At 41.0% G+C, this 17,114-nt stretch carries 13 protein-coding genes, 1 tRNA gene and 1 pseudogene; 13 read left to right on the top strand and 2 right to left on the bottom strand.

The window, feature by feature from the left end; all coding sequences use genetic code 11:
* Nucleotides 1-101: 101 nt before the first annotated feature.
* The 3 genes from V7K97_RS28595 (at nucleotide 102) to V7K97_RS28585 (ending at nucleotide 2,435) form a co-directional block, all read left to right on the top strand.
* Nucleotides 102-485, top strand: coding sequence for a hypothetical protein (locus V7K97_RS28595; RefSeq protein WP_334804350.1), 384 nt, complete (start codon nucleotides 102-104; stop codon nucleotides 483-485).
* A 446-nt stretch (nucleotides 486-931) separates the two neighbouring features.
* The gene (locus V7K97_RS28590) at nucleotides 932-1,762 is read left to right on the top strand and encodes a hypothetical protein (protein ID WP_334804349.1); all 831 of its coding nucleotides are present in this window, start codon (nucleotides 932-934) and stop codon (nucleotides 1,760-1,762) included.
* A 34-nt stretch (nucleotides 1,763-1,796) separates the two neighbouring features.
* Complete coding sequence (locus V7K97_RS28585; RefSeq protein ID WP_334804348.1) at nucleotides 1,797-2,435, top strand: ThiF family adenylyltransferase; 639 nt, start codon at nucleotides 1,797-1,799, stop codon at nucleotides 2,433-2,435.
* A 319-nt stretch (nucleotides 2,436-2,754) separates the two neighbouring features.
* On the opposite strand, the gene V7K97_RS28580 is transcribed toward V7K97_RS28585, so the two are convergent.
* Nucleotides 2,755-3,936, bottom strand: a complete 1,182-nt coding sequence (locus V7K97_RS28580; RefSeq protein ID WP_334804347.1) for an RtcB family protein — start codon at nucleotides 3,934-3,936, stop codon at nucleotides 2,755-2,757.
* Between the two features lie 303 nt (nucleotides 3,937-4,239).
* Between V7K97_RS28580 and V7K97_RS28575 the strand changes: the two genes are divergently transcribed.
* The 3 genes from V7K97_RS28575 to V7K97_RS28565 all read left to right on the top strand — a co-directional run bounded on the left by V7K97_RS28575 (nucleotide 4,240) and on the right by V7K97_RS28565 (nucleotide 5,990).
* Nucleotides 4,240-5,127: a class I SAM-dependent methyltransferase gene (locus tag V7K97_RS28575; protein WP_334804346.1), complete on the top strand. Its 888-nt coding sequence runs from the start codon at nucleotides 4,240-4,242 to the stop codon at nucleotides 5,125-5,127.
* A complete protein-coding gene (locus V7K97_RS28570) occupies nucleotides 5,124-5,852 on the top strand; it encodes an HAD family hydrolase (RefSeq protein WP_334804345.1) in 729 nt (242 codons plus the stop codon). Before V7K97_RS28575 ends, V7K97_RS28570 begins: the two co-directional genes overlap by 4 nt.
* Before the next feature lie 65 nt (nucleotides 5,853-5,917).
* A tRNA-Ala gene (locus tag V7K97_RS28565) sits at nucleotides 5,918-5,990 on the top strand.
* A 989-nt stretch (nucleotides 5,991-6,979) separates the two neighbouring features.
* Here V7K97_RS28565 and cas12k read toward each other — a convergent pair.
* Nucleotides 6,980-7,729, bottom strand: a complete 750-nt coding sequence (gene cas12k, locus V7K97_RS32190; RefSeq protein ID WP_442938935.1) for a type V CRISPR-associated protein Cas12k — start codon at nucleotides 7,727-7,729, stop codon at nucleotides 6,980-6,982.
* A gap of 68 nt (nucleotides 7,730-7,797) precedes the next feature.
* Here cas12k and V7K97_RS28555 point away from each other — a divergent pair, with 68 nt between their 5' ends.
* The 7 genes and pseudogenes from V7K97_RS28555 to V7K97_RS28525 all read left to right on the top strand — a co-directional run bounded on the left by V7K97_RS28555 (nucleotide 7,798) and on the right by V7K97_RS28525 (nucleotide 17,085).
* Nucleotides 7,798-8,286, top strand: coding sequence for a MerR family transcriptional regulator (locus V7K97_RS28555; RefSeq protein WP_334804343.1), 489 nt, complete (start codon nucleotides 7,798-7,800; stop codon nucleotides 8,284-8,286).
* Between the two features lie 75 nt (nucleotides 8,287-8,361).
* Nucleotides 8,362-10,587, top strand: coding sequence for a DEAD/DEAH box helicase family protein (locus V7K97_RS28550; RefSeq protein ID WP_334804342.1), 2,226 nt, complete (start codon nucleotides 8,362-8,364; stop codon nucleotides 10,585-10,587).
* Between the two features lie 9 nt (nucleotides 10,588-10,596).
* Nucleotides 10,597-12,249, top strand: coding sequence for a type I restriction-modification system subunit M (locus tag V7K97_RS28545; RefSeq protein WP_334804341.1), 1,653 nt, complete (start codon nucleotides 10,597-10,599; stop codon nucleotides 12,247-12,249).
* Complete coding sequence (locus tag V7K97_RS28540; protein ID WP_334804340.1) at nucleotides 12,246-13,526, top strand: restriction endonuclease subunit S; 1,281 nt, start codon at nucleotides 12,246-12,248, stop codon at nucleotides 13,524-13,526. Before V7K97_RS28545 ends, V7K97_RS28540 begins: the two co-directional genes overlap by 4 nt.
* A gap of 6 nt (nucleotides 13,527-13,532) precedes the next feature.
* A pseudogene (locus V7K97_RS28535) lies at nucleotides 13,533-14,105 on the top strand (NYN domain-containing protein); the annotation flags it as partial.
* A gap of 189 nt (nucleotides 14,106-14,294) precedes the next feature.
* Nucleotides 14,295-16,055: an AAA family ATPase gene (locus V7K97_RS28530; RefSeq protein ID WP_334804351.1), complete on the top strand. Its 1,761-nt coding sequence runs from the start codon at nucleotides 14,295-14,297 to the stop codon at nucleotides 16,053-16,055.
* A complete protein-coding gene (locus tag V7K97_RS28525; protein WP_334804339.1) occupies nucleotides 16,024-17,085 on the top strand; it encodes a hypothetical protein in 1,062 nt (353 codons plus the stop codon). Before V7K97_RS28530 ends, V7K97_RS28525 begins: the two co-directional genes overlap by 32 nt.
* Nucleotides 17,086-17,114 lie beyond the last annotated feature (29 nt).

Genomic DNA, 17,114 nt, shown 5'->3' with positions numbered 1-17,114 from the left:
CAAGCCAAGAACATCGGGAGCCGTGTGCGGTGAAAGTCGCACGCACGGATCTAACTGAGAGGTGCGGGAGATAATACTCCCCATCGACTCAACCAGTCGATATGAATATTACTGTAGAGAATACAGCAGAAGAAGCTGCATCCTATGCTGTGATGGAGGTCTTTATAGATTCTGCTATAAAATTATCTAACTTTGCTGGTTTAAAGATGACAGATAATGTCTTTCTTAGTTCCGAGGACGATCAAAAAATAGCTGTTACACAGCTTAGTCAAAACTGGGCTATTCCCGCAAAGATGCCTATATTCAAGGGAACTGAATTTAGAATTACAGATACACCCATTAAGCTTGCTATTCCAAAAGAACATGCTGATTCAGAGATAATGTATTATACCTGTGTATGGCAAATTAGATCACCCGGAATGATTAATAATGGTTCTTTTATATTTGTCCTTAAGAATAATTGTTTGACAGTAACTAAACTTTAAGTACTGCTGATAGAATTTAGCGATCGCTCAACTAAAATGAGGTGATAGAGCCACATGGAGAAGGTGTATAAATTAACAGCGATCGCTCTACTCCAAAATATGTCCTTTCATATCTTCCAACTTTATGTAGTATAATGTATTATATGAATATCCTGCGTGCCCCAACTCTTGGAGCCTACATACTAGTACGAGAGGAAAAGTAACACTGTCAAATACAGTGGGCGTGTGTGAACGGGGAGTACGAAGAACCTGGGAGGTAGGCTTAAAAGTAGCCATCCTTAAAAGAGTGTGTAACAACTCACCAGCAGAGTCCCTCTAGTAACTGAGAACACGCAATGCTCCACCAACTTGCACGCAGAATTATATTAATTCGTAATTCGTAATTAAGAAAGTCAGATTTTATAGGGTTGCATTGGTAGCCTTATTTTTGAAAATTGGTATTAGTTATGACTAACGTATTCAAGCTAATCAACCAAATTGCGATCGCAGAAGCGCAATTACATACCACCCAATTCCTAGCGCCCTGTGTCAAAGGTGGACGAGTTCGCACACGGGTAGCCGGGATGATTTACACTTTCACGCCAAAGCCTAGTAAATTTGAAGGTTGGGGCATCTTTCAAGCTGTGGATGAAAAAACAGCAACGGTTGTAGAAGAAGCAGACTTACCCCAAATTGGGGAATACCTGCAACACTTTCCCCAAATACGACTGCGTTTAGCACACCAACTGCGGGGACAAACTTGGTTAGCATACCCTGTAAATGAAGTAGATATGCGTCAACGGTTGAAGGTAGTTAAGCCGATCGCAGTCCACTTAGTAACCGAGGGTATCGCCTTTGAGCAAATTATTGCCCGATGGAATGGGCATTATTGCTGGTTCGAGGAAGTAGATCGCCGTACCGATCCGGCAATTTCTGAAACTCTGCAATCTGCTGTTAAGCAACTCATTCCTGCTGAAGAATTACAGTTTAAAGGCATGACTCCAGAAATCCGCACAGTGTATCAATTAGCAACTCGGCGCATTGAGGGATTTACTCAACCCCAACAGGATGAAAAGCGATTGAGAAAAGCATTGCAAATGGGTGGCGGGACCTTAAACCAATTCCACGATCGCAACGATTATTGGACAGTCGATTGGACAACTGCTGATGGTGTTCGTCATAGTAGTGCGATCGCAAAAACTGATTTGACTGTTGTCAGTTCTGGTATTTGTCTGAGTGGACGCGATCGCGATTTTGACTTGCAATCCTTAGTGGGTGTCATGGAACAGCAAGAGTAGTGAGAACAATCTGATTAATTAATTACGAATTATTATGAGTATCTTTTTTCACGAACAGCTTTACCGCAGCAATGCTGTGATGACAAAACTAAAAAACTATCCTGTAACAATTTGTGGGGCTGGAGCATTAGGAGCTAACATTGCAGAAAACTTAGCTCGGTCTGGTTTTGATAAACTTACAGTGATAGATCGCGATCGCATTGAGGAGCGTAACCTTTCTACTCAGCCTTACTACCGTTCCGATGTGGGAGCGTTCAAAGCGAAGATTTTAGCGAACAATTTATATCGAGCAATTGGTACTAAAGTTGATGCTAAAACAAAAGAGTTAACACCAGCAAATACAACTCAACTACTCCAAGACAGCCAGCTAATTATCGATGTTTTTGACAATAGTGTGGCACGTCAAGCAGTGAAAGATTATGCTGAAAAATTCAGCCTACCCTGCCTTCATGCTGGACTATCAGCAGATTATGCAGAAGTGATTTGGAATGACGTTTATCGCGTTCCTTCCAAGGTTAATGATGATGTCTGTGATTATCCCCTAGCACGAAACCTGGTGATGTTAACCGTTGCTGTGACGTGTGAAGCGATCGTTTCATTCGTTGCCACAGCAGAACAGCGTAACTTCAGTATTACCCAGAAGGATCTGACTGTTCAATCTCTGTTTTTGTAGCGCTCTTCTATGACTCTGGAGAGAGAATAATCCAGGCGATTGGAAATCGCGGCTACACAAGCGAAGTCCGCCTGCGCGGACTAACGTCAAAATAGGGTTTCAAATTTAATCTGACGAGAGTAATAAAAGAGCGCTATACGCCACAAGGGGAAGCGGTTGATATTGGGGAAATGATGAGGCGGTATCCACTACAGGAGTAACACTACAAAGAATGTCGCACTTAAAACAATCATTTATTCCTCAGCGTAGCTCTGCGCTTACCTCAGCTTGCCTCTGCGTTTAAAAAATAAAAAAGGTGGGCATTACCCACCCGACCAATTTATCCCTTAACACAAAGAACCTGCTTAAGTGTTGCTACAACCTCAACCAAATCTGCTTGATTTTCCATAACTTGTTCTATGGGTTTATAAGCACCAGGAATTTCATCTAACACACCCTCATCTTTGCGGCATTCTATGCCATTTGTTTGCTCTATTAAATCATCAAGTGTATAGACATTTTTTGCCTTATTTCTAGACATCAAACGCCCTGCACCGTGAGAACAAGAACAAAAACTATGGGCATTACCTTTCCCCTTAACGATGAAAGACTTTGCCCCCATCGAACCAGGAATAATCCCATAATCTTCAGTCTGGGCGCGGACTGCACCTTTACGAGTAACGTATACATCCTCGTCAAAATGCACTTCTTTTTCGGCGTAATTGTGATGACAATTAACCTGCAATAAAGCTTTAGTTGCTTTCCCACCTACTAAATGCTTCTCAACTATATGCTTAAAACGCGCCATCATCACATCACGGTTGACACGCGCATAGTTTTGTGACCATTGCAAATCGTGCCAATATGCTTGGAATTCTGGCGTACCAGCCACAAAGTGAGCCAAATCAGGGTCAGGTAATTTATTACCTGCCATTTTTGCTAATTCTCTGGCTGTGTGAATATGACACTGGGCGAGTTTATTGCCGATGTTACGCGAACCAGAATGCAGCATCAGCCAAACTTGGTTCTCTGTATCAAGGCACACTTCAATAAAGTGGTTTCCTCCACCGAGAGAACCCATCTGTTTCATTGCTTTACTTTGTAGGTCTTGCACGCCGCGATGCAAGTCTTTAAAATCATCCCAGTGTTGCCAATTGCTGACAGATTTTTCAACGTCTTTGTTTTCGTTGAATCCAGTCGGAATTGCTGCTTCAATATCCAAGCGGATTTTCTTCAGTTTACCTTCTAGTTGTTCGGCGGTAAATGCTGTTTTGATAGCGCTCATACCACAACCAATATCCACACCGACAGCAGCAGGGATAATTGCCTCTTTCGTCGCAATTACAGAACCGACTAAGGCACCTTTTCCTAAGTGAACATCTGGCATCAAAGCTATGTGCTTAAACACAAATGGTAATGATGCCATATTCTTTGCCATCTTGGTTTCTTCTGAACCCAAAGAGTGATTTGCCCAAGATAAAACGGGTGTTGGTGTGGTAATTTCTAACTTTTCGTAAGGCATAATTTTTCTATTTTTGATTTTAAATTTTAGATTGGGTATAGGGCACTGATAATTATCGGTATGACTTATAACCCATTACCTAGTTAGTTGTAGCAATTTAAATGTTGCATTGTCTTTCATTTGGCTAGCTCAATTTTCGGGGAGCTGAAGAACTACTTTTAGGGAATAGCACGTTTATACTACAAGTGTACTACAGAATCTATAAGTGTCAAGTTGATGCCACTGAAAGAAAATATGTATTAAAATTTGTAAAGAAAATAACGATGATTGAAATAATCCTTTACAAAAACTGACACAACACCTATGGCAGTGCGTCAAGATACAATCTGGGAACGTTTTTTATCCCCTGTAGTGCGTCTTTTGATTGATGAAGACGGGTTGCAGCGTTACGCTGATAGTATTGACTGGGAGAAAGAGTGCGATCGCTTCCAACGAGATGATGTCACAATTCCGCCATACTACAGTAATCAAAACTTTCACGGGATTACAGGTGGATATCTCAACTCCGATGCAGCAGTGACTTACGATCCCATTACCCAATACGTTCTACCGCCGAATGAAACTATTGTCCGTCAGGCTTTAGTTGATGCTGTCAAGGTGAAACCACGGCGCATACTCGATTTAGGTTGCGGTACAGGTTCTACTACTTTCATGTTAAAGCAGGCTTTCCCCGAAGCGGAAGTTATTGGTTTAGATTTATCACCCTATATGCTGGTAAGGGCAGAAGATAAAGCGAAAAATGCTGGTTTAGATATAGTCTGGCGACACGGAAATGCTGAAAAAACTGGTTTGAGGGATGCAACATTTGATCTGGTGACAGCTTCTTTACTATTTCATGAAACACCAGATGCGGTGTGTCTAGCGATTCTGCGGGAAAGCTTCCGGTTGCTGGTAACTGGAGGGCAAGTATTAATTCTGGATGGGAATCAAAAAACTCTGCGTCAGTTAGAATGGCTTAATGATGTTTTTGAAGAGCCATATATTCGTGAGTATGCTGCTGGTAGTATAGATGCGAACATGGGTGCAGCCGGATTTGAAGCTGTGCGATCGCAGGATGTATGGTGGATAAATCAGGTAACTAGCGGCGTTAAACCAATAGCAACTGAAAATGTCCGCCAGTATGCTCCCACATCAATAGATAATAATGATTTGGAGGGACTTGGATCTCCAGTATTTGGCATAATCGCATGAGTTTAAAGGCAGTTCTCTTTGATTTTAATGGTGTCATCATTAACGATGAGCCAATCCACCTGCAACTGATAGATGAGATTCTCGTTAAAGAAAATCTCCAACCTCAAAAAGTGAGTGAGCGTCAAGCTTCTTTAGGACGTAGCGATCGCGCTTGTTTTGGGCAACTACTCGCTAATCGTGGTAGAGTAGCTAACGAAAGCTATTTAACTCAGTTGCTATACCGGAAAGCCCAAGCTTATGCGGTGGAATTAGAGAAAATAGAGAAACTGCCTTTATATCCAGGTGTAGAAGATTTAATATTTAAAGTGCGATCGCGGAATCTGAAACTAGGATTAGTCAGTGGCGCTATTCGCCAAGAAATAGAATTGGTACTGCACCGCGCTAAACTAGCCGAGCATTTTGCAATTATTGTTGCGGGTGATGACATCACCACCAGTAAACCAGAACCCGATGGTTATCTGCTGGCTGTGAAACGCCTAAATAAAGAATATCCTGAATTGAATCTTCAACCATACGAGTGTTTGGCAATTGAAGATACTCCAGATGGTATAGCAGCAGCGAAGCGATCGCAAATGCAAGTTGTTGGGGTAGCGAATACTTACCCATTCCATATACTCCAGCGCTGCTGTAACTGGACTGTTGATTATCTCAGTGAGCTGGAACTCGAACGCGTCCAGAAAGTTTATTCTCAAAAACAGCCTCAGCCATCGGCAACTGAATGTTAAAATAGTTTATGGCGATCATGTATTGAGTTAATGAGTAATATTACTCTTGACTTAGCGCAGATTTTGGGGAATTAGCTCAGTTGGTAGAGTGCTGCGATCGCACCGCAGAGGCCATCGGTTCGAATCCGTTATTCTCCATTTGTCCTGTACATTAACTAATTATTTGTCACTGTTAACAGATTGATGTCAATCTTAACAAATTAATGTCCATTATGCATTCTGGATCAGCCATATCAAAGATGAACTCCTGTGGTAACAATACCAGTTTACAATGTATGACTTATTAACTAAGGATGTCGGCGCAAATGAACTGTACTGGTGAACGAAAGTGCGTCTCCGACCAGAGAGGGTCGTAATTTGTCATTTCTCAATAGTAAGCGTTTGGAGGATATTTGCGTTTCGTAATACAGTTACCTAATTTACCTGCAATCTTCTGTATCCTATAGGCGAAGAAAATTGACAATATTTTGTTAGAAGTATTTTCAGGTAAATAGACCACTTGATAGGGGCGCAAGACCTTACCCCCTACGAGAATTTGTGGTTCAAAGAAATGAAAATTGCTGTAAGTTGACAAGTTTTTGTCCCATTAGTCCAAGAATTCCATGACTTTTACCAATCTTTCAACCCACCTATTTTTAAGAGAAATTTGTAAAACTCTCCCCAAAAAAATTGTCAATTTTCAGAGTTTTCTTTCAGCCCATCTCTAGCTAGGAATGCTTTTGAAACGTAAAAAAGTATTATCGTGCAAAGTCTTATTTTTCCTGATTTTAAACCATCTTTAACTGAGAAGGGTGTTGAAATACTTCTGATTGCTTTTGTTTTTTATGTGTCCACTTCTTTCAAATCGCCTCTAGCTGGGAGGGGTGTTGAAACCGTTGCGGGTCAATGGATCGCCCACAGCTACCGCTTTCAACCCGCCTCTAGCTGGGAGGGGTGTTGAAACTTATAGTCTCAACTTGCTTTCCATCTGCTTCTACTGTCTTTCAACCCGCCTCTAGCTGGGAGGGGTGTTGAAACCATACTTCATTGCGATCGCTACATCCATCTATTTTCTTTCAACCCGCCTCTAGCTGGGAGGGGTGTTGAAACTATTCAAGAAATAAGTCATAAACAATAAAGCCGTTCTTTCAACCCGCTAACCATTTGGCAGATGTTAAATCTCGACCTTTGGGAATTCTTGTTTCTAGCTGTTCTCTGAGGCGTTCAATCTGAATTTCAAGTTTACGACGGCGTTGAGCAAATTTTTTAGCGTCTTCTTCTTTATCGTTTATTTTGCAACCATTTTTGAGCAAATAGCTGATGGCGCAACGAGTCAAGTTATCTTCTGTCTTAGGATAGGACTCAAATAAGTTCTTTGATAAACTCTTGCTATCTGAATTTTGAGCTTTTTTGCGCTTTTTAGCTTTTTTTACATTTGTTGATGGAGTTTCAGCAGTATTGAGGGAAGCAAATTGAGCCAAAATTTCAGCAGCTTTAGTGCGAAGACTATCTAAGCTGACACCACTACTTTCTACCAATTCAACATCACTGTTGAGCATTTCCAACCAGCGAATTTTGCCTTCTAGTTGGAACTGCGATCGCTTCATTAGTGCAAACCATGATTTATATATGTAGTTCACCAATGCGATCGCACTCGTGTAAAACCGTCCAGGCTGACCGATAAAGCGAGGGTCAGTTTTCAAAGGTTCGCAGAGTTCTTTGACAACACTAGTCGGGTGTTTGCCCTTTTGTCGCCAAGTTTCAAACTCTGGATGTTGATTTACCCGATGCAATAGTTCATTAATCAGTGGCGTATTTAACTCCGCCATCAACTTCCATAGTTGGTGGCGTGATGACTCTGAGGCTACAAGACGACACTGAATAGTGATTTGGCTCATTGGCTTAAAACAATATTGTCTAATACTAACACATTTGTATTAAACAAGTCTTCTGTAAAATAAATTGTATGCAGGAGACATTTTTTACAAGCAAGGAAGCTGCTGAAATCACAGGCTGCACCCTTCGTCAGCTACAGTATTGGCGAGAGAGAGGGGTGATTGTTCCTGTAATCAGTGATACTGGGACAGGACGTAGTATTTATTACTCAAAGTCTAATTTGCTGGAACTGGCTGCAATGTCATATTGGCTATCTGTGGGGTTAAGTTTTGACATAGCCAGCACCACGTTGAAAAAGCTGAAAGACCAAGAGCCGGAGTTATTTACTTCAGGTAAAGGTAAGCGGTTTATGTTGTTGTCCCAAGTGCAGGAGCGATCGCCCTCCGGGTTCGGCAGTCCCCCATCGACGGAAACCGCCAAGACGGGGACTGCCTCACTTGAGCTTGTGGAGTTTGACAGAAAAAAAGCGATCGCATCTTTGGATGCAGGTAAACCTGTAATTCCGGTGTGGTTGGACGAAATTTATCAAAAGTTGGCGCTGAAGTTGGGAAAAAGTTAAAACTTCTGGGATAAAGCGGAAAAAGCACTGACGCTGAGGGCTTCGTGCTAACTTTGGTAAGACAGGAGTGATTTGATGAGCGACTTTAGCAAAGAAACAGATGCACGCATTAATATTGATGATCTTCTCCGCCAAGCAGGATGGAACCCGGCTGATAAATCTCAGGTAATGACTGAGGTTTCGGCTCAAATGGCAGATGGAAGGAGAGGTAGAGCCGATTATCTACTGCTTGACCAAAGAGGTCGTCCCTTGGCTGTGATTGAAGCTAAGAAGCGTGCTATTGAGCCTTATGTTGCTAAGAACCAAGCACTTCCCTACGCCCAGCAACTTCAAGCACCATTTATTTTTCTCAGTAACGGCGAACTGATTTATTTCTGGGACTATCAGAACGATGATGCCCGGATTGTCAATTCATTTTTCTCACAGCGAGATTTAGAACGATTGGTTGAAATGCGCTCAACCCGTCAACCTCTGGCCACTATCGAAATTCCTGAGTATTACACTCGACAAGGAGAAATTCGCTTAGTTCGTCCCTATCAAAGGGAAACTATGCGAGCCATTGATCATGCGGTTGAATTGGGCAAACGGCGATTTTTACTCGAACTGCCAACTGGGACAGGTAAAACTGATTTAATTTGCCTGCAATTAAAACGCTTGATTCAATCGGGATATGCAGAAAAAATCCTGTTTTTAGTGGATAGGGAGCAATTAGCAAAACAGGCATTAGAAGCAATTCAAGATGTTTTAAATCAGTATGGTAGCTACTGGCTGAAGCCGAGTGTGATCCGGCAAGAGCAGCAAATTACAGTTTGCTTACTCCAAACAATGATTAGCCGTTATCGGGAGTTTACTAGCGGCTATTTTGATGTTGTTGTGGCTGATGAATGTCACCGTTCGATTTATGGTGTTTGGCAGACGGCACTTACTCATTTTGATGCGTTTCATATTGGTTTAACTGCTACACCAGCAGCTTACATTGAACGTAATACTTTTGATTTTTACAACTGCCGAAATGAGCAGCCAGATTTTACTTACTCTATTCAAACGGCATTTGAACAAAAGTATCTTGTTCCCTATCGTTTCGCTACTGGCATCACTGAAATTATTGCTGAAGGTGCTGAAGTTGATGAGGTTTATTATGACCCAGCAGCCTTTGAACGCAAGTGGACTAATGAGGCGAGTAACCGCCTAATGATGCAGGAGTTTGACAGGCTGGCTTGGGAGAATTATCAAGAATTAGCACCAGGACAAAAGATTGGGCCTGGTAAGTCGATAGTATTTGCTTTGACCAAAAATCATGCGGCGCGGTTGACAAGATATCTGAACGAATTACATCCAGAATGTAAGGGGCGTTACGCTGAAGTAATTACAAGTGATGTTTCTAATGCTGATGATTTAATTCGCCAGTTCAAATATGAGGATTACCCACAAGTTGCAGTCAGCGTTGATATGCTCAATACTGGCTTTGATTGTCGGGAAGTTTTGCATTTAGTTATGTGTCGTACAGTGCGGAGTCCAATTCTTTATCAGCAGATTCGTGGACGGGGGACAAGGACTGCGCCACATATTGATAAACGCAAGTTTGTTATTTATGATTTTTTCAGAAATCACGAATATTTTAATGATAGCGATACTGATATTTATGCTGAAACTGGTCGAGGTCATGTATCAATTAGAAGCAACCAGCAACAATCCTTTCCTCGGTCAGAATTAATTGAATTAGGACTCAGGGATAGATGGCAGCAATATGTCAATTATGTAGAAGTAGGAACAGAAGGGGAACGGGTTGATAGACGGGATTATGTCACTAACTGGGAGCAAACGATTCAATCTGCTGTAACTAATGATCCAATACTCCAGAAAATCCGGGATGGAGAATTGTTGACGGAAACAGAAGAAACGGAACTGGTGCGGCGTTTGAATGCACCGCGATACTACTTTAATGAAGAAAACTTGCGGCGAGCTTACCGCAATTATAATGGCAGCTTGATTGATTTTATTCGGGCTGCATTGGGAACATTAAAGATTAAAAGTCACGAAGAATTACTAGAAGAAAACTTTAGAGCTTGGTTGGTTTCTCATTCTTTCGCACCAGCCCAAGCTCAGTATCTTTCTTTGTTGAAAAATCGGGGTATTGCCAAAGGTCAGCTAACCATAGATGATTTATTCTTGCCACCCCTCTCAGTTCTCAATGCTGCTGGTTTAGGTATAGAACTGTTTGGTGAGCAGGGATTGCGGGATATTTTTGATGAACTAAACCGCTCTGTGTTCGCGGTGGATGCTACAGGTACAGAGGGTTAAGAGAAAAATATGGATTCAGAAATTCGTCGCAAACTCAAGCATATTACTGATACTTTATGGGCTGGTGGGGTAACAAATCCTGTCACCTACATTGAACAGATTTCTTACCTGATATACCTGAAGCTGTTGGATGAAGAGGAAGCAAATCGGGAGTTACGCGATCGCCTCACAGGTAATAATGGTAATGCTAAATTACTATTTCCCCAGCAAGCAGAACGTTATCGCTGGTCAAAATGGCGTTTCAAGAGTGGTACTGAACTGCGTGACTTTCTGCGGGATGAAGTTTTCCCCTACATGGCGAATTCTTTGCTGAAAGATGAGCCAAAAGTGGCAGAGTATTTCCGGGATGCGGTTTTAGAAATTAATGACCCGAATGTTCTCAAGTTGGTAGTTGATGAACTCGATACCTTGGATTTCCTCAAAATGGGTCAGGATGTCAAAGGTGATATTTTTGAGTACCTGTTAACCCATTTAGGTCAATCTGCGCTCAATGGTCAATTCCGTACTCCGCGACAGATACGGGCGTTTATGGTGGAGATGGTTGACCCTGATTTGGGGGATACTATCTGTGATTTGGCTTGTGGAACAGCAGGATTTTTGATTGATAGTATTGAGTATATTTTAGCTAAGTACAGCGAAAATCCCATAGAAGTGCCGATTTACGGTGAAGATTGGCTGGAAAAACGGGGACTGACTTTAGCTGAAGCAAAACAGCAAATCCCCAATCTCCAGACTTATCGCAAAGGAAATGGGGATAGATTACCTGACTGGAAACTGTTGGAAGAGTCGATTTATGGCTTTGATGTCTCCCGCCAGATGATGCGAATTTCGATGATGAACTTGGTGCTGCATGGAATTCGCAATGCCAAGCTGAAAGTAGCAAATGTGTTGTCAGATATGGGGGGACTGACAGAAGATGATTTGCGCCGTCGCTATAAGGTGATGTTTGATAATCCCCCTTTTGCGGGAACGTTACCCAAAGATTCTATCCGTGCGGATTTACCGACGAATTCCAAAAAAAGTGAATTGCTGTTTTTGGCTGCAATCATGAAGTCTTTGGTAGCGGGTGGAAAGTGTGCGGTGGTTGTACCAGAAGGGTTACTATTTGGTTCTACTGGCGCTCATGTGGATTTGCGGAAAAAACTGGTGACAGAATTTGATTTATTGGCGGTGGTTTCTTTACCTGCGGGGGTGTTTAAGCCATATACGGGGGTGAAGACGGCGGTGCTGGTAGTTCGCAATCCAATGGAATCTGCGGTGCGTCAGGTGAATCAAGTTTGGTTCTATGAAGTTAAAAATGATGGTTACGATCCTGATAAGATTTCCGGCGGGGGTAGACCGGAAACGCCAGAACTTAACGATATTCCCAATTTATTAAAGCAGTGGAAGGTTTATCGGGAGTCGGGTTTTGTGCAACCTCCAGGTTTTGAAAAGGGGGAGTTGCTGAAGCCGGGAAGTGATGAACCCCGATGCTGGTGGGCATCTTTGGAAACTATTGCCGAAAATGATTACAATTTAGCTGCTGGGCGTTATAAGCCACAGTTAACTGAGGCTATTTCTGATGATGATCCGGTTGAGTTAATTCGAGAAGTGTTGGAAATTGAGAAGGGTATTGCATCTGGGTTAGAAAAGCTGCTTCATGATGTGGAGGCAGTTTCATGAAGTGGCTTGAAGTCAAACTATCTGATATTGCCGTTATCAATATGGGGCAATCACCTCCTGGCAATTCTTACAACGAAGATGGGAAAGGAATTCCATTATTTCAAGGCAAAGCTGAGTTTGGTGATATGCACCCTACCCCTGTTAAATGGTGTAGTGAACCAACAAGAATTGCTGAAAGTGGTGACATTTTGATGTCTGTAAGAGCGCCAGTTGGGCCTACTAATATTGCTGATCAACTTTGCTGTATAGGTCGTGGACTGTGTGCTATTCGAGCTAATAAAAAACTAGCTGTTCAAAAATATCTGTACTTTTTATTCAAGTACATTGAGCCTTCTATATCTCGTCAAGGTCAAGGAAGCACATTTCAATCTATTAACCGTTCTACTCTTGAATCTATAAATATTCCACTCCCTCCTGTCTATGAACAAAGTCGCATAGTCAAGATTTTAGATCAAGCTGATACACTGCGAAGAATGCGGGCTGAGGCTGATGTAAAAGGCGATCGCATTTTGCCTGCGCTATTTATCAAAATGTTTGGTGATCCGGCAAAAAATCCGATGGGGTGGGATATTGTATTAGTAGAAAAATTATTTTCAAGAGAACGCGCAGGTACTAAGTGCGGCCCCTTCGGAAGCGCACTTAAAAAACATGAATATGTTGATAAGGGTATACCCGTTTGGGGAATTGACAATATAAAGCCGAATCAGTTTGTGGAATCAGGTTCATTATTTATAACTCCAATTAAATATGAAGAACTTAAAAGTTATTCAGTAGAACCCGGAGATATTATAATTTCCCGTGCAGGGACTGTTGGACGTATGTGTGTAGCCCGACCACAACAGTCACATTCCATTATTAGCACAAATCTAATTCGTCTTACTTTAGATAAAAAAGGTATTTTTCCTGAATATTTTACATCTCTTCTTTCATACTTTCCAACATCAGTTAATCAATTGCGTGCAAGTGGTGATGATGGAGCTTATTCATTCATGAATACTACCATTTTAAAGTCATTAAAAATTCCATTGCCACCATTCGATCTTCAAAATGAATATACCCGTCGTATGGCAGAGATCAGAAGATTGAATGAAAAGCAAATTGAATCTCAAGCTAAATTAAATAATATTTTCCAATGCCTACTTTATCGTGCTTTTTCTGGTGAACTCACAGCAAAATGGCGAGAAGCACATATAAAAGAACTGCTTGTAGAAATGGAGGAACAAGCAAAACTATTAAAATTGGAAACAGAGAGCAATTATAAACAATTAACACTATAATAAAATATGGTCTTTGAACGTCCAGAAAATCAAACATCTTCAAATTCATCCCATTTACCAGGCATCCTATTAGTAAACGGTGACAATATCATTGAAGGTTGGCCTGTTTTGCAGAAAACTAGTGAGACTGCTGGATTAAAGTCAGCACGTTCAGAACTGGTTGAAGCGTTGATTAGCTACATCTCATTTCAAGGCTATGAAACTCAAATTTTATTTGATGCCCAAGATGAAACCGAAAGTAAAAATAAAGAAAATATTACTGAAATTTTATCAGTACATTACACTGAATTGGGGGAACCCGCAGATAGTTATATTGAAAAATTTTTACAATATTTCCAACCAGAATTAACTCAAGGCACAATTTCTCGCCTAATTATCGCCACATCAGATAGAGCGCAGCAACTGATGGTAGAGGAGTATGGATCTGAATGGTTGTCTGCACAGCAACTATGTAGCGAAGTGGAAATGACAGTTTCTCGAATGCGACATAAGTATCAACCACGCAAACAATCTAAGAGTAGATTTTTAGCTAATGCTATCAATGCCAAATCCCGCCAAAGATTAGCTGAATTACGTCTAGCATTCTCTGGTGGGCAAACATCTAAAATTCAGCAACCTAATATTGGTTCTAGTAGTTATAGTCAAAACTTTCCTTCGCCATCAGAAAAAAATAATATTCAATTTACCAATAATTATATAGAGGAAAATCAGCAGCCAATTTTTCCTCAATCTACAGATGATAGTCAACAACAAACACAGACAGATTTTTTGTTAGAACCTACTTATACACAAGTATCTAAAAATAAAAAGCACATAATAAATAGTAACGCTTTAACTGCTCTACGAGTCGGTAACTTCAAAGCTTTCGCTGATCAACAATACATCCCGCTTCGTCCCCTAACCTTGATTTTTGGAGCTAACAGTTCAGGAAAATCTAGCATCATTCACAGCCTTTTGTTAGCACATCACGCTATTAAAAATGGGGAATTGGACATACACCGGACAGAAGCCGGAGGTGAATCTGTTGATTTGGGAGGTTTTGGGCAATATGTTCATAAACGCGATCGCCGTAGTCAGGTAGAGTGGTCAGTAGATATTGACCCTAAACAGCTAAATACACCAGATCAGGGTTTAGTTGATCTGTTACAACCAATTAAAAAGCTGACTGTAGGTGTTGGGATTGGTACTCGTTTAGGAAAAGGAAGGGTAAGAGTACGGTCTTTCTTTATCGAAGCCGATGAAAGACGAGTTTTAAGCATGAGTTCTCGCCCTCAAGGAAAGCTTCAGTTAGATCACCTCGATTACCAACACCCAATTCTCACCAACTTGATTCAAGCAATTTTAGAGGTGAGTACATTTACCCTGAAAGTAACTCCAGAGGATCGGCAGGAAATTGAGAAAGCGATCGATGAACTTGTCCCAGAGATTACAGCACAAGTTTCTCGCTTACTACCAACAAAAATTCAAGTTGGAGACGAGGGGGACATCTTAATTCCCAAACTTAATCCCAAGCCGGGACAACAAGAGGATTTAGCTGACACTCTGCGTCTGATTCTACCTTACAGACTCAGCCAATTGATTGGAGCAATTACCGAGACTGTAGAACGAGATATTGGAAAACTAAGATATTTAGGGCCATTTCGCACCTATCCACCCCGGCATTTTGCGTTTTCTCGGCAACAAGATGCTAACTGGTATGCTGGCGGTGGTTATGCTTGGGACATCCTCCTAAATAACGCTGAAGTTCGCCAAAAGGTGAATGCTTGGCTGGGAGATAGCAACAGGATGAAGTCCCCTTATGAGCTAGTGGTGCGTAGTCTTTTACCAGATTCACAACTTGCTGCTGAACTTTACCCTCGAATTGCCAAAACTTTACACGATTTAACCACTAAGCTGATTGTTCATGCTGCTGGATTTGGGAATGATATTCAAGAAGAGATTGAAAGGCTAAGAGGTGATTTTGAAGCTGCGGGTATTGACCTGAATTCTGATAATGTTCTACCCGAAGTTGAACAACTGGTTTCCATGCTCACTGATACTGATAGCTTATCAGAAACCTGGGTACAGGAGATAGCTTCAGGAGGCGATCGCATTTCAGATTTAGTTTTAATTGACAAGAGAACTAAAACAGCAGTCAGTCACCGGGACGTAGGCATTGGCATTAGTCAAGTTATTCCCATTCTAGTATCTTGTTATGGTCTATCGGATGCGTTGGTTGCCATTGAACAGCCAGAAATTCATCTACATCCTAGACTCCAGGCTGAACTAGGTTCTGTATTTGCAGAAAGTATTAAACCTCCATATAACAACAGATTTATCCTGGAAACTCACAGTGAGCATCTCATGCTCAGGCTACAAAAATTGATTCGTGAAGGACAGCTAAAACCAGAAGATGTTTCAGTGATTTATGTTGATTCCAACTCAGAAGGCTCACAATGCTTAGAATTAAGGCTAGACGAAGAAGGCGACTTCATCGATGAGTGGCCAGACGGATTTTTTGAAGACGATTTTAGAGAAATATTTTCTTAATATGCTTTTTAGAACTATTGTTTCACCCACTGTATTCGATGGAGTGCCTGAAGATGTTTCAGCACAGAAATCATTTTGTAGCACCAACATTCAATTGCTGTATGATTTGACAGAAAATTGTGTTGTTCTGTTAGATAGTGATAAATATATATCGAATGCAATCATTGAAGCCATAGAAAAATGGCCAGTTAAATTTAGAAAACCTGCTAAAGAATTAATAAAGGAACTGAGAATCAAAAATCGTCTTGTTATATCACCCAAAGAGTATACATTATGTTCACAGTGTAATATTGATTATTGTAAGCAGTGTATTGGTATTGCCTTAACTTGTTCCCCCAATGCTATTTTCACAACAGAAGATTGCTGTCAATGCGTAAAAAATCAAAGTTTACCAATTCGACCGATTGATACTGCCGAATATTCAATATCAAAATTTTTTCAACAGAGAAGGAAAATTTCACCACTGACACTGAATAATAGAGAATGGAATCAAGAACAATTTGAAGATAGAATATTAATACCATTATTCAGAGATGCTAAACATATTAAAATCTATGACCGGATGATTGGACGAGCAACTAATAACTTTATTCCTGAACATTATAAAAATACTTTAGAATGGGTTTTCGATATTTTCCTACAAGAATCATCGTCTCGAAATGGACGAATTTTTGAGGTGTATAGCGGTCTAGATATTAGATATTTATCTCATCAGCAAATAACTGATATCAAGAATTTGCTACGCCAGTTTGAGGCTGATATGAAACGAAGATATAGCTTTGATTTTACGCTAAAACTCAAAGAAGAGTCTGGACGTGAGCAAGAGATGCCTCATGCTAGATACTTGATTACAGATCAGATAGGAGTCTTGATCGAACGTGGATTTGATCTACTGTGGACTGATCAACAGATGAGAGACAATGGGCTTAATCCCCGTAACGATGATCGTCCTATTCGGGATGTAACAATTTCTAGGATTTCAGAACCTAATAAAATAGAGACAGCAGTACGGAGATTGCCGGATTTGTAATAATTAGGATATTAATATAATTGAGAAAT

Source organism: Nostoc sp., assembly GCF_036917815.1.
GTDB lineage: Bacteria > Cyanobacteriota > Cyanobacteriia > Cyanobacteriales > Nostocaceae > Nostoc.
The sequence above is the reverse complement of the archived record's forward strand: the minus strand, read 5'-3'. Positions and strand labels throughout refer to the sequence as shown.

What these genes read in the sequence shown, in the direction of transcription:
- V7K97_RS28575 (WP_334804346.1), top strand. Translation starts at nt 4,240, where the DNA reads ATGGCAGTGCGTCAAGATACAATCTGGGAACGTTTTTTATCCCCTGTA.
- V7K97_RS28540 (WP_334804340.1), top strand. Translation starts at nt 12,246, where the DNA reads ATGAAGTGGCTTGAAGTCAAACTATCTGATATTGCCGTTATCAATATG.
- V7K97_RS28595 (WP_334804350.1), top strand. Translation starts at nt 102, where the DNA reads ATGAATATTACTGTAGAGAATACAGCAGAAGAAGCTGCATCCTATGCT.
- V7K97_RS28570 (WP_334804345.1), top strand. Translation starts at nt 5,124, where the DNA reads ATGAGTTTAAAGGCAGTTCTCTTTGATTTTAATGGTGTCATCATTAAC.
- V7K97_RS28555 (WP_334804343.1), top strand. Translation starts at nt 7,798, where the DNA reads ATGCAGGAGACATTTTTTACAAGCAAGGAAGCTGCTGAAATCACAGGC.
- V7K97_RS28550 (WP_334804342.1), top strand. Translation starts at nt 8,362, where the DNA reads ATGAGCGACTTTAGCAAAGAAACAGATGCACGCATTAATATTGATGAT.
- V7K97_RS28585 (WP_334804348.1), top strand. Translation starts at nt 1,797, where the DNA reads ATGAGTATCTTTTTTCACGAACAGCTTTACCGCAGCAATGCTGTGATG.
- V7K97_RS28580 (WP_334804347.1), bottom strand. Translation starts at nt 3,936, where the DNA reads ATGCCTTACGAAAAGTTAGAAATTACCACACCAACACCCGTTTTATCT.
- cas12k (WP_442938935.1), bottom strand. Translation starts at nt 7,729, where the DNA reads ATGAGCCAAATCACTATTCAGTGTCGTCTTGTAGCCTCAGAGTCATCA.
- V7K97_RS28590 (WP_334804349.1), top strand. Translation starts at nt 932, where the DNA reads ATGACTAACGTATTCAAGCTAATCAACCAAATTGCGATCGCAGAAGCG.
- V7K97_RS28545 (WP_334804341.1), top strand. Translation starts at nt 10,597, where the DNA reads ATGGATTCAGAAATTCGTCGCAAACTCAAGCATATTACTGATACTTTA.